Source organism: Paraburkholderia dilworthii (assembly GCF_000472525.1).
Lineage (GTDB): Bacteria > Pseudomonadota > Gammaproteobacteria > Burkholderiales > Burkholderiaceae > Paraburkholderia > Paraburkholderia dilworthii.
Map to the genome: position 1 here is coordinate 64,676 of NZ_AWZT01000034.1, position 13,211 is coordinate 77,886.

At 60.6% G+C, this 13,211-nt stretch carries 11 protein-coding genes; 7 read left to right on the forward strand and 4 right to left on the reverse strand.

Annotated elements, in window-relative coordinates; all coding sequences use genetic code 11:
* Positions 1–55 precede the first annotated feature (55 nt).
* From F759_RS0124950 to F759_RS0124980, 7 genes are all read left to right on the forward strand, one after another.
* Positions 56–1,171 (forward strand): ABC transporter ATP-binding protein, encoded by a 1,116-nt coding sequence (locus tag F759_RS0124950; RefSeq protein ID WP_027802263.1) that lies wholly within the window; start codon positions 56–58, stop codon positions 1,169–1,171.
* Positions 1,172–1,268: 97 nt separating this feature from the next.
* On the forward strand, positions 1,269–2,318 hold the full coding sequence (locus F759_RS0124955; RefSeq protein WP_027802264.1) for an ABC transporter substrate-binding protein: 1,050 nt from the start codon (positions 1,269–1,271) through the stop codon (positions 2,316–2,318).
* 82 nt (positions 2,319–2,400) lie between these two features.
* Positions 2,401–3,678: an ABC transporter permease gene (locus tag F759_RS0124960; protein ID WP_027802265.1), complete on the forward strand. Its 1,278-nt coding sequence runs from the start codon at positions 2,401–2,403 to the stop codon at positions 3,676–3,678.
* A gap of 15 nt (positions 3,679–3,693) precedes the next feature.
* On the forward strand, positions 3,694–4,533 hold the full coding sequence (locus F759_RS0124965; RefSeq protein WP_013342096.1) for an ABC transporter permease: 840 nt from the start codon (positions 3,694–3,696) through the stop codon (positions 4,531–4,533).
* A gap of 152 nt (positions 4,534–4,685) precedes the next feature.
* A complete protein-coding gene (locus F759_RS0124970; RefSeq protein ID WP_027802266.1) occupies positions 4,686–5,747 on the forward strand; it encodes an OmpA family protein in 1,062 nt (353 codons plus the stop codon).
* A gap of 117 nt (positions 5,748–5,864) precedes the next feature.
* Positions 5,865–6,500 carry a response regulator transcription factor gene (locus F759_RS0124975; protein WP_027802267.1) on the forward strand — a complete coding sequence of 212 codons (636 nt, stop codon included), beginning with the start codon at positions 5,865–5,867 and terminating at the stop codon, positions 6,498–6,500.
* A 10-nt stretch (positions 6,501–6,510) separates the two neighbouring features.
* On the forward strand, positions 6,511–6,882 hold the full coding sequence (locus F759_RS0124980; RefSeq protein ID WP_027802268.1) for a hypothetical protein: 372 nt from the start codon (positions 6,511–6,513) through the stop codon (positions 6,880–6,882).
* Positions 6,883–7,982: 1,100 nt separating this feature from the next.
* On the opposite strand, the gene acnA is transcribed toward F759_RS0124980, so the two are convergent.
* The 4 genes from acnA to F759_RS0125005 all read right to left on the reverse strand — a co-directional run.
* Complete coding sequence (gene acnA / locus F759_RS0124990) at positions 7,983–10,700, reverse strand: aconitate hydratase AcnA (RefSeq protein ID WP_027802270.1); 2,718 nt, start codon at positions 10,698–10,700, stop codon at positions 7,983–7,985.
* A gap of 45 nt (positions 10,701–10,745) precedes the next feature.
* Complete coding sequence (locus F759_RS0124995) at positions 10,746–12,197, reverse strand: bifunctional 2-methylcitrate dehydratase/aconitate hydratase (protein ID WP_027802271.1); 1,452 nt, start codon at positions 12,195–12,197, stop codon at positions 10,746–10,748.
* 22 nt (positions 12,198–12,219) lie between these two features.
* On the reverse strand, positions 12,220–12,723 hold the full coding sequence (locus F759_RS0125000) for a hypothetical protein (RefSeq protein WP_027802272.1): 504 nt from the start codon (positions 12,721–12,723) through the stop codon (positions 12,220–12,222).
* A gap of 101 nt (positions 12,724–12,824) precedes the next feature.
* Positions 12,825–13,211: citrate/2-methylcitrate synthase (locus F759_RS0125005; RefSeq protein WP_027802273.1), on the reverse strand; the 387-nt coding region annotated here is incomplete at its 5' end.

Genomic DNA, 13,211 nt, shown 5'->3' on the forward strand with positions numbered 1-13,211 from the left:
GCAAGCCGGCTGTTTCGTATAGGCAGCCGCCCAGACCGCAGAGGAGACTACGGCGATGAAAACGGATGAGGTGATCGTCAGCTTTCGAGGCGTGCGCAAGACGTACGACGGCGAAACGCTGGTCGTCAAACAACTGGATCTGGACATCTATCAGGGCGAATTCCTGACGCTGCTCGGGCCGTCGGGTTCCGGCAAAACCACCTGTCTGATGATGCTCGCCGGCTTTGAATTTCCCACGGGCGGCGAGATCTGGCTCGACGGCACGCTGCTTAACACCGTGCCGCCGCACAAGCGCAACATCGGCATGGTGTTTCAGAACTACGCGCTGTTTCCGCATCTGACGGTCGAGCAGAACGTCGCGTATCCGCTGACAGTGCGCAAGCTTTCCGCTGAGGAGCGCGCGCATCGCACCCATAGCGCGCTGAAGATGGTGCGCATGGAGAGCTTCGCGAAGCGTTATCCGGCGCAGCTTTCCGGTGGACAACAGCAACGCATCGCGCTCGCGCGGGCGCTCGTCTTCGAGCCCAAGCTCGTGTTGATGGATGAACCGCTCGGCGCGCTCGACAAGCAGTTGCGCGAACACATGCAGTACGAACTGAAATCGCTGCACGAGAAGCTCGGCGTGACATTCGTCTATGTCACACATGATCAGGGCGAGGCGCTGACCATGTCGGATCGCGTCGCCGTGTTCGACAAAGGCATCGTGCAGCAACTCGACACCGTGGACCGTCTGTACGAATCGCCGTGCAACGAGTTCGTCGCGAACTTCATCGGCGACAGCAACAAGCTGCGCGGCACCATCGCCAACGTGGACGGCGAGTATTGCGAGTTTCACCTTGTCGACGGCACACGGCTTACTGGCCGCAATATCGGCGGCGCGCGGGCGGGCACGCCGGCGGTGGCGTGCATCCGGCCTGAACGGATGAAGCTCGCGAATCACGGCAACGGCGCGTCGCGGCCCGGCGCCAATGCGCTTAGCGGCGAAGCGCGCGGACTCATCTATTTCGGCGACCACGTGCGCATGCGCTGCGGCTTGCCTCAGCAGGACGAGTGCTTTGTCAAGGTGCCGCTCGGCACGGACGCACTCGATGCCTTCGCGCCCGGCACGCCCGTCGCGTTGGAGTTTGCGCCCGAGCATCTGCGGGTATTCGCGGGGGGCGTGATTGCCTGAAACGCGCGGATGATTGCACGAGAAGAGCGGTCGGCGCCCACATAAAAAAGTCGCATGACGAATGCTTGAAACCACCACCAAAGGAGAGCAACACACCATGAGCAAGATCGGGAAATCGCGCTGCGCCATCGCTGTAGGTGCTGTGGCGCTCGCGCTGGGCGCGGCGCAAGTCAATGCGGCCGAACTGACGGTCGTCAACTTCGGCGGCGCCAATGGGGACGCGCAGAAGGCAGCCTTCAACCAGCCGTTCGAGTCGCAAAGCGGCAACAAGGTGACCGCTGTCGAATACAACGGCGAGCAGGCCAAGGTCAAAGCGATGGTCGAGGCCAAGCATGTGAACTGGGACGTGGTGGAAGTCGAGTCGGGCGACATCGGCCGCGGCTGTGATGAAGGTCTGTACGAGAAGCTCGACTGGTCGAAGATCGGCAAGAAGTCGGAACTGATCCCGGAAGCGCCGCAAACTTGCGGCGTGGGCTTTTTCGTGTGGTCGACGGCGCTCGCATACAACGCCGACAAGCTGAAGAGCGCGCCGTCCGGCTGGGCCGACTTCTGGGACGTGAAGAAAATCCCGGGCAAGCGCGCAATGCGCAAGGGCGCGCGCTACAACCTCGAATTCGCGCTGATGGCCGACGGCGTTGCGCCGAAAGACGTCTACAAGGTGCTCGCGACCAAGCAAGGCCAGGACCGCGCCTTCAAGAAACTCGACGAGTTGAAGCCGAACATCCAGTGGTGGGAAGCGGGCGCCCAGCCACCGCAATTCCTCGTGGCGGGTGACGTGGTGATGTCGACGGCCTATAACGGCCGCATCGACGCCGCGCAGAAAGAAGGCAAGAACCTGAAGGTCGTCTGGAACGGCAGCATTTATGACCTCGACTATTGGGCGATTCCGAAGGGCTCGCCGAACAAGGCGCTCGCGGAGAAGTACATCGCTTATACGCTTTCGTCGAAGCCGCAGCAGGACTACGCGCACCACATCGCTTATGGTCCGGTGAATGTGGCGGCGATCAAGGCGCTCGACGCGAAGACGCTCGCGGACCTGCCGAATTCGCCGGCCAACGGCAAGAACGCAGTGTTGCAGAACCTGTCGTTCTGGACCGACCACGGTGATGAACTCGAGCAACGTTTTTCGTCGTGGGCTTCGAAGTAAGCACCGAAGCGATGCGATGAAGCGCGCGCATGAGTGACCCATGCGCGCGCGAATGGGTGGACAGCTTTGCATGGAGACAGGTGTGACTACGATGACGATCGCCGCCGACTCGACGCCGGAATCAGCCGGGCGGCTCAAGCGCGAACTGAAGGCCGCCGAAGCGAAAAAGCGTGCTGTGGCACTGCTGCTGATCGCGCCGCTCGCGATTTTTCTGCTGCTGATCTTCGTCGTGCCGATCGGCGCGTTGCTGACACGCGCCGCGCAGAACCCGGAAGTCGTGAACGCGCTGCCGCATACGCTCGGCGCATTGAGCACATGGGATCGCAAGACGCCGCCGCCCGATGCGGCCTATGCCGCATTGGCGACCGACATGACCGTGATCGCCGACAGTGACGGCATGGGCGCGCTCGCGCGACGGCTCAACGTGGAGATTCCCGGTTATCGCTCTCTGGTCGCGAAGTCGGCGCGCGCGATGCCGTTCGTCGACGACAACAGCAAGCCGTTGCAACTGACGCCCGCGCAGTTCCATGCGAAATTCGCCGAGCTCGACGAACGCTGGAACGACATCGCGTACTGGCAAGCCATTGCGAAGAACGGCAGTCCGTATTCGCCGTTCTATCTGCTCGCTTCACTGGATCACAAACAGGATGCGTTCGGCCACATCGTTCCGACCGATCCCGATCAGCAGATTTATCTCGCCGTGTTCAGCCGCACTTTCGTGATCGGCGCGGCCGTCACGTTGTTCGCGCTGCTGCTCGGCTATCCGCTCGCATACTGGATTTCCACGCTGTCCGAGCGTCGCGCGAATCTCGTGATGATTCTCGTGCTGATTCCATTCTGGACGTCGATCCTGGTTCGCGTTGCCGCATGGATCGTGATTCTGCAAAGCGAAGGGCTCGTGAACAAGGCGCTGGTCGGCAGCGGCTTGCTGCACGATCCGCTCGCGCTGCTGTTTAACCGAACCGGCGTCTATATCTCGATGACGCATATTCTGCTGCCGTTCATGATCCTGCCGCTCTATAGCGTGATGAAGTCGATCCCGCCAACGTATCAGCGTGCGGCGGTTTCGCTCGGCAGTCACCCGTTCGCCGCATTCTGGCGAGTGTATGTGCCGCAGACTTATCCGGGCATCGGCGCGGGTGCGTTGCTGGTTTTCATTCTGGCGATTGGCTACTACATCACGCCGGCATTGCTTGGCGGACCGAACGATCAGATGGTCAGCTATTACGTCGCGTACTTCACAAACGTGACGATCAACTGGGGCATGGCATGCGCGCTCGGCGGGCTGCTGCTTGCCGCCACACTCGTGCTGTATGCGATCTACGGGCGCTTCACACGCTCATCGCTAAGCCTTGGCTGAACGGAGTTTATCGACATGAAACTTGCCAAGCCGCTGTTTGCGCCGCATACATCTCTCGTTGAACGCGTATGGTATTTCGCGTTGCGCGCGCTCGCCGTGCTCACGCTGCTGTATCTGATTCTGCCCGTGCTGGCGATCGTGCCGCTGTCGTTTTCGTCGAGTACATTTCTGGTGTATCCGATTCCGGGTTGGTCGCTGCGTTGGTACCAAAATCTGATTGCGTCTGATGAGTGGCGTATGGCGGCTAAGAATAGTTTCATCGTCGCACCGTCGGCGACCGTGGTCGCCACAGTATTAGGTACGCTCGCGGCAATTGGCCTCACCAAAGCGAATTTCCGCGGCAAGGGCTTGCTCATGGCGATCCTCATTTCGCCGATGATCGTGCCGGTGGTCGTAGTCGGCGTGGGCATGTATCTGTTCTTCGCGCCGCTCGGTCTCGCCAATACCTATATCGGCCTGATCCTCGCGCACGCGTCGCTCGGCGTGCCGTTCGTCGTGACGACGGTGGCCGCGACGTTGCAAGGTTTCAACTACAACCTCGTGCGCGCCAGTCTGTCGCTCGGCGCGAATCCGGTTAAGACGTTCTTCCGCATTACGCTGCCGGTGATTGCGCCGGGCGTGATTTCCGGCGCGCTGTTCGCGTTCGCCACATCGTTCGATGAAGTCGTCGTCACGCTATTTCTCGCGGGCGCCGATCAGACGACGCTGCCGCGGCAGATGTTCACCGGCATCCGCGAAAATATCAGCCCGACCATTGCGGCACTCGCCACCATCCTGATTGTTTTTTCGACGTGCCTATTGCTGGCGCTAGAGTGGCTTCGTGGCCGCAATGCAGCGCGGGCGGTCAGGGCATAAGCGTGGCCTGGCATATATCACCCGCTTCATTAGCGCTGCGTGACAATCGACAACTCATGACATCGTTCTAAGATTCATCCCATTCCGCGGGCTTCTGCGTCTCGTCATACTTTTATCCCTCGATAAGAAGATGCGCAAGACGCAGACATTTAATGAAAACCCCGCTAACCGTGTTTCTGTGCGCGCTGACATTAACAGCCTGCGCGGACAACGCCGCGCGCGCACGGCTCGGCATCGAAGACTCCACTCTGCTCAAATCCGGCATTGGCGCCTCGCAGGACGAGGCGGCAGGCGCCGCCAACCCGCAATGGGTGCAAACGTACGCGTCCGTGTCGAGAGGCGGCCCGGCGCTGGCCTCGTTGCAAGCGCGGCTCGATCGCGTGCCGTCGGAAGAGAACGGCTACTTTCGCGCAAAGGCGCAATGCTGGATCGACGCCGGCCAACAGGCACGGCAGGCCGGCGACCATTGGGGTTTCGTCGAAGAGGCTATCGGCCAGGCGGCGACCGTTACAATGGGCCTCGAAAACGGCACGCCCCTATCGGCGGCTAATCCTGCACTGCGCACTGTGTCTACGGTGCGCCCCGATCTGTGGAAGATCGTCAATACCATCAAGTCGGATCCCGCCATTGCGGCATGTCATGAGGCACAGCAGCCGCTGGCCTGCGCTGAAGTCGAACTCATGCAAGCCGGACACGACGCATGGATGCGGAGCTTCTCCAACGCCGAAAAGCGTCTGCCAGACGTTCAGGATAACTTGCGAAAGTCGGCTGAGAGGGCGCTGCAATGCAAACACGCTATACAGGCGAGCGCGTCCGCACCGGCTGGAAAGTTGCCCAAAACGGTCACGTTACGCGCCGACTCCCTGTTCCGTTTCAACGGCGGCAACGGTGCGGCGATGCTGCCCGCCGGCACACGTGAGCTCGATGCAGTCGCGCGCGGTCTGAAGGCGGACGCCGCCCTTCGCGGGCTAAAGATCACGGGCTACACCGACCGTCTCGGCGACAACGCGCATAACCAGAGCTTGTCGCTCCAACGCGCACAATCGGTGGCGCGGTACCTGCGTGCTCGCGGCGTCACATCGCCGATCGCAATTCGCGGGCTCGCCAGCGCAAACCCGGTGGCCGAGTGCCGGCAAATCAGGCGAGATGATCTAGTGCGATGCCTCGCGCCGAATCGCCGCGTGGCGATCGAGCTCGTAGTCGCGGCTTCCTAACGTGCTTTTTGCACTGTGCATGGGAGGTAGCCGCGTCAACAAGCAACGCGTCTGGCGGCCAGACGGCCACGATCGGCCCCAACGGGCAATGGAAGTTTTTCAGGAGGAATGCAACAGATGTCAACTGTTCTGATTATCGACGACCACCCAGCGTTCCGGATGATTGTCAGGTTGCAGCTAATGCAATTGCTTAGCGTCGAAGAAGTGATCGAGGCGGACAACGGCCAGACCGCTGTCGAGATGGCTCGCCAATACAAGCCGGACCTCGTGATACTCGACCTCGACATTCCGCGCATCAGCGGGCTCGATGTGATTCCGCGCCTTAAGCTCGTGCATCCGTCGATTCGCGTAATGGTGCTGTCCGGGCACGACCCGGCTACGTTCGCGCCGCGTGCAATGCGTTCAGGCGTGCACGGTTTCGTCGGCAAGTCGCAGGAGATGAAGGAAATCATGCGCGGCGTGGAAGCGGTGCTGGCGGGCTATACGGTCTTTCCGGTCGCGCCCAACGGCGCGAGCATTGCGCCGGGCGTATCGCCTAGCGGTGATGAGGGCAGAATCATGCTGCTTTCCGACAAGGAGCTCGTGATTTTGCAGATGCTCTCGAAAGGCATGTCGAACAAGGCGATCGGCGACGCGCTATTTATGAGCGACAAAACAGTGAGCACCTACAAGGGGCGCATCCAGGAGAAACTCGGGCTGTCGTCGCTCGCAGCGTTGATCGAGTTCGCTTCTTTGCACAAGCTGATCGACTAGATGTTGCCGCATGAATAAGACGAACTTGAACGCTGCTTTTGAGCCTTTTGAGCCCCGCTATCTTGAGGTGCTCGCAGAGGAAGGCATCGACCTTCGCGCGTTTCTAGAAAGCTGGTGCCGAGCGATGCGCGACGACCTCGACCGTCTCGACCAGTTGCGTCGCGAACGGGAGTCGGCCCACCATGTGCCAGCGTTGCTACATAGAGTGAGCGGGGCTGTAGGTCTCGTGGGCGCGCAGCATTTGATGGACGCATTGCGGCGCGCGAGTACCTCGCTATCCGAGCACAATGCCGGCTCTATTGATGCGCTCATGGCACGCACAAGTATTTTGATTGCGCAGCTCGAAGCAGCGCCTTATATCTATCGGAGCGCCCGACCATGAACAGGCCGCTGGCCTTGATCGAGGGCGCGCTTGCGCTTCCCAGTTCGCGTCCGCTGTCGGGATTGCCGCCGGCTTTCGGCTCATGGCGGCGGTCGGCGTCATACATCCAGCAACGCACCCCTCAACCGGGTCTTCCTGACGCCCCGCGATATGCAGCGCCTGCAAATCGTCGTGGCCGAGTTCCGCAGAACGCAAAGTTTCTGTTCTTCTACAAGCTGCCGCAGCGGCGCGACGATCCGAATCGTTTCGATGAGCAATTGGCTGAAGCGAAGCGTTATCTCGAAGCGGATAATTCACGTCCGACCTCGACGCGTTCAGACCATATACTCGGCGCCACGATCTTCGTGGGTTGCAGCATCGCGCTCGCATGGCTGCTGGCGACCTGTTCTACACATGACATCGCGAGCAGGTTAGCAACGGCCGCCAGACCATCTGCGGCGGCGATACATGCTGGCCCTGTCACCGTTCATCCGTTAGCGCGCGTTCAACCGGAACCAGCTGAAACGGCGCGTCGGACAGCAAATGCAAGTTCAACGATTGCGCAAGCCGCGTCGCCGGTAACGGCCCCGCTGCCGCAGCCCAGGCATCGCGTTGAAACGGTGACTTTGTCGCAGCGCGGGGAATCGCAACGTTATGCGAGCGCGCCCCGCCATGTCGCCGCTGAGAACCGGTTCGGGAAAATCCATCGTCCGTCTACGGCGGCTCCGGCGATCGACGTAGGAGTCGAACGGCGCGCAGCGTTGAGCCGTTCTATCGATTCCCCCGCGCGTCCCTCGCTATCCAGGCAGCCAGAACGGACCGCGTCACAGTCCTCCGCGAATGATTCAGCGGAACGCAGGGCATTGTTGGATTGGGCTGCGCAGCAGCGCCGCGCGAACGTTACCACCCGCGCAAGCGTACTTGTGCCGGGCGATACGGACTGGAACGCGCATATGACGCAGCGTCGCATTACCGACAATCCCGCCGCTTTCTAGGCCGGCCGCGCACAGCAATAAGCGGCGAAAAAAAGCCCGACCAAGGTCGGGCTTTGAAAGTCGGCTGCGCCCTCCACAGGACGCAGCCCCTGCAAAACAGCCAAGCCGTTTGCGTTGTCGCGAGCTTTAAGCAGCCAGCAGAGAACGCAGCACGAACGGCAGAATACCGCCGTGCTTGTAGTAGTCGACTTCGATCGGCGTGTCGATACGCAGCAGCACCGGAACGCGCTTTTCCTCGCCGTCCTTCCCGCGAATCACCAGCGTCACTTCCTGCTGCGGCTTGAAGTCAGCGCCCAGGCCTTCGATGTCGTACGTTTCTTCGCCGGTGATGCCGAGCGATTGCACGCTGTCAGAGCCCTTGAACTGCAACGGCAGCACGCCCATGCCGACCAGGTTCGAACGGTGGATCCGCTCGAAGCTGCGTGCGACCACAGCCTTCACGCCCAGCAATTGCGTACCCTTCGCAGCCCAGTCACGCGACGAGCCCGTGCCGTACTCTTCGCCCGCAAACACGATGGTCGGCGTGTCGGCGTCGATGTACTTCATCGCTGCATCATAGATCGACAGTTGTTCGCCGCTCGGCTGGTGGATCGTCAGACCGCCTTCCACACGCGAGCCGTCTGCCTTCGCCGGGATCATCAGGTTCTTGATCCGGACGTTGGCGAACGTACCGCGCATCATCACGTCGTGGTTGCCGCGGCGCGAGCCGTAGCTGTTGAAGTCGGCCTTCTGCACGCCGTTTGCCTTCAGCCATTTGCCTGCCGGCGAATCTTCCTTGATCGAGCCTGCCGGGCTGATGTGATCGGTCGTGACAGAATCACCGAAGATGCCCAGTGCGCGCGCGTTCTTGACTGCGGCGATGCTGTCGGCCGGCGTCATCGAGAAATCGTCGCCGAAGAACGGCGGCTCGGCGATGTACGTCGACTTCGGCCAGTCGTAGACCTGACCTTCTTCGCCTTCGATCTTGCTCCACAAGTCGCCCTTCTTGGTTAGCGACGCGTAGTTCTTGCGGAACGCTTCCGCGTCCAGCGCGAACTTGAGCAGATCGTTGACTTCGTCGCTCGTCGGCCAGATGTCGCCGAGGTACACGTCCTTGCCGTTCTTGCCCTTGCCGACCGGTTCGGTCATCAGGTCGCGCGTGATGTTGCCTGCGATTGCGTAAGCAACGACCAGCGGCGGCGAGGCCAGGAAGTTCGCGCGGATGTTCGGGTGAATACGCGCTTCGAAGTTACGGTTGCCCGAGAGAACCGCTGCGGCGACGATGTCGTTCTTCGTGATCGCTTCGTTCAGTTCCGGCGTCAGGTCGCCCGCATTGCCGATACAGGTCGTGCAACCGTAAGCGGCCAACGTGAAGCCGAGCTTGTCGAGGTACGGGAGCAGGCCGGTTTTCGTCAGGTACTCGGTAACGATACGCGATCCCGGAGCTAGCGACGTCTTGATGTGCGGAGCGACCGTGAGGCCCGCTTCGACAGCCTTCTTCGCGAGCAGGCCGGCAGCCAGCAGCACGCTCGGGTTCGACGTGTTAGTGCACGACGTGATGGCGGCGATCAGCACGTCGCCGTTCTTCACGTTGACACCGTTGCTCGTGGTGTATTGCGCTTCCAGGTCGGCGGGCTTCTTTGCAAAGCCGTTTTCCGCGACCGGTTTCGAGAACAGTTCGCTGAAGGTCGACTTCACGTGGCCGATCTCGATGCGGTCTTGCGGACGCTTCGGGCCTGCGAGCGACGGCGCGACGGTGCCGAGATCGAGCGTCACGACCTTCGTGTAGTCGATGTCGCCTTCCTTCGGAATGCCGAACAGGTTCTGAGCCTTGAAGTAGTTCTGGAACGCGGAGATTTCAGCGTCCGTGCGGCCCGTGCCGTTGAAGTAGTCGATGGTTTTTTCGTCGACGGGGAAGAAGCCCATCGTCGCGCCATATTCCGGGGCCATGTTGCCGATCGTCGCGCGGTCCGGCAGCGACAGCGAGCGCGTGCCTTCACCGAAGAACTCGACGAACTTGCCGACAACCTTTTCCTTGCGCAGCAGTTCGGTGATGGTCAGCACCAGGTCGGTTGCCGTTACGCCTTCGCGCAGCTTGCCCTTCAGGTTCACGCCGACCACGTCCGGCGTCAGGAAGTACACCGGCTGGCCGAGCATGCCGGCTTCAGCTTCGATACCGCCCACGCCCCAGCCCACTACGCCGATGCCGTTGATCATCGTCGTGTGGCTGTCTGTGCCGACGAGCGAATCCGGGTAATACACGGTGTCCGCGCCTTCGGCCTTTTTGTGCACGCCGCGTGCAAGGTACTCGAGGTTCACCTGGTGAACGATACCGACGCCCGGCGGCACGACCTTGAATGTGTCGAATGCCTGCATGCCCCACTTCATGAACTGGTAGCGCTCGTTGTTGCGCTGGAATTCCAGTTTCATGTTCAGATCGAGCGCGTTCTTCTCGCGGAAATGGTCGATCTGCACCGAGTGGTCAACCACCAGATCGACCGGCACCAGCGGCTCGATCGACTTCGGATTCTTGCCCACGCGCTGCGCTACGCCACGCATTGCCGCGATGTCGGCAAGCAGCGGCACGCCGGTAAAGTCCTGCAGCACGACGCGCGACACGACGAACGGGATTTCGTCGACGCGCGCTGCGGTCGGCTTCCAGTTCGCCAGTTGCGTGATGTGTTCTTCGGCGATTTTCTTGCCGTCGTAGTTACGCAGCACCGATTCCAGCACGATTCGGATCGAAACCGGCAGGCGGTCGATCTTGATGTTCAGTGCCTTGCCGAGTTGCGGCAGGGAGTAGAACTTGCCTTTGCCGGAACCGCTGTCGAATTCCTTGAGCGTTTTGTGGAGGTTGTGGGCCATGGTGTTTTCCTTGGTTTGATCGCGGAACTACAGTACTTAACTTGATCAGATGACGTACAAATCGACGTACTCATTGACCGGCATGGCTTCGAGCCGTGCCTGATCCAGCGACACGTCGAGAATCGCCAGTTGGTGCTTGACCGGAAAGCGGCGCGCGAGGTTGGTCTTGAACTTCTCGACCAGCAACGGAATTCCGTCTTCGCGACGACGCTTATGACCGATCGGGTATTCGACTACGACTTCGTCGAACTGCGACCCGTCGTTGAATTCGATCGTCAGTGCATTGGCGATCGAACGCTTCTCGGGATCGTGGTAATCCTTTGTGAACTGCGCGTCTTCCACACAGGCCATCTTGGCGCGCAATACATCGATACGCGCGTCCTGCGCGATCGAATCTTCGTAATCGGCAGCCGTCAGGCGGCCGAAGATCAACGGCACCGCGATCATGTACTGAATGCAATGATCGCGGTCGGCCGGATTATTGAGCGGACCTTTTTTATCGATGATGCGGATCGCGGCTTCGTGCGTGCGGATCGTGACTTTGCGGATGTCTTCCACGTGCTTGCCAAGCAAGGCAAGCTGCGCGTGCAATGACATCGCCGCTTCCACGGCGGTTTGCGCGTGGAACTCGGCCGGAAACGAAATCTTGAACAGCACGTTTTCCATCACGTAAGAACCGTACGGGCGCTGGAATCTGAACTCGTTGCCCTTGAAGAGCACGTCGTAAAAGCCCCACGTTTTCGCCGTCAGCACCGACGGATATCCCATTTCGCCGGTCTTCGAAATCAGTGCGAGACGCACCGCGCGCGATGTCGCGTCGCCCGCAGCCCACGATTTGCGCGAGCCGGTGTTCGGTGCGTGGCGGTACGTGCGCAGCGCTTGCCCGTCGACGAGCGCCTGCGAGACCGCGTTGATCAACTCGTCGCGCGTGAGGCCGATCAATTGACCGACCACCGCCGTAGACGCGAGCTTCACCAGCAATACATGATCGAGCCCGACCTTGTTGAAGGAGTTTTCGAGCGCGATGCAGCCTTGAATTTCGTGCGCCTTGATCATCGCGATCAACACGTCTTTCATCGTCAGCGGCGCTTTGCCGGCTGCGATGGCAGTGCGCGAGAGCCAGTCGGCTGTCGCCAGAATTCCGCCAAGGTTATCCGACGGATGGCCCCACTCTGCGGCGAGCCAGGTGTCGTTGAAGTCGAGCCAGCGGATCATGGCGCCGATATTAAAGGCGGCCTGAACCGGGTCGAGCTGGAACGAAGTGCCCGGCACCTTTGCGCCGTTGGGGACGATCGTGCCCGGCACGATGGGTCCCAACAGCTTGGTGCAGGCAGGGTAGGTGAGCGCCTCGAGTCCACAGCCGAGCGTATCGATCAGGCAATGACGCGCGGTTTCGAGCGCGAGCACGCTGTCGATCTGATAGTCCAGAACGTAATCGACGATATCGACCAGGACTTTATCCGGGTCGGATCGCACGTTGGAAATCGGAGCGGACATCGAGGGCTTTCCTGATGACGACTTAGTTGGTCTTGTTGATCGCGTTCGATTGCGTCGGAGCCGGCGCGCCTTGCAGCATGGCCGTCGTCTTGCATTCGTCGGCGAGGCGCGAGCTGTCCTTGTCCGAGAAAAGCATTGCCTTCGTCGGGATCACGACGAGATCCATGCCGGTTGCGGCGTCATGAAAGCGGTCCGCGCCGGTGGTCGTGGATTGACGCGGCAGATTGTAGTTCTTGTTCGCCCAGTGAACCGTGACGATCTGGTCGCGCTTCATGTCGCCCTTCAACTCGAACGAAAGGCCTTCATTGCACGACCATTTTTCTGCGCCTTCCGGAATCGGGTCGAGCTTCGCTTCCTTCACCGGATTCGCCTTGCGCTTGATCAGACGGCGCGGTTGCGGCTTTTTCGCCGTGGCTTTCGTGGCGGACTTCGTGGTGGTCGCCGTTTGCGCGGCGGCGTCAGTCGCGACGGTCAGCATCGTCGTGGACAGGGCGCCAATCACGGCGGCGATCATCAGCTTGTTCATGGAGAACCTTTCTATCTAATTTCAGTTGAACGGTGCGCGGGCTACCGGTCCTGGCGGCCGCGGGGTTGAACTGCACGCGCCTTGAAAGCGCACAGCGATCGCTATTTTCTCCTATTTACCGGCACGTACTTCAAATTCTCAGGTCCGGTGTAATTCGCGCTCGGGCGGATGATCTTGTTGTCGATCCGCTGCTCGATGATGTGCGCGCTCCAGCCAGCAGTGCGTGCGATAACGAAGAGCGGGGTGAACATCGCCGTCGGCACGCCCATCATGTGGTACGACACGGCGCTGAACCAGTCGAGATTGGGAAACATCTTTTTCACTTCGGCCATGACTGTTTCAAGGCGCTCGGCGATATCGAACAGTTTCGTGCTGCCCGCTTCTTTCGACAGCTTCTTCGCCACTTCCTTGATGACCTTGTTGCGCGGGTCCGAGATCGTATAGACCGGATGACCGAAGCCGATCACCACTTCCTTGTTCTCGACGCG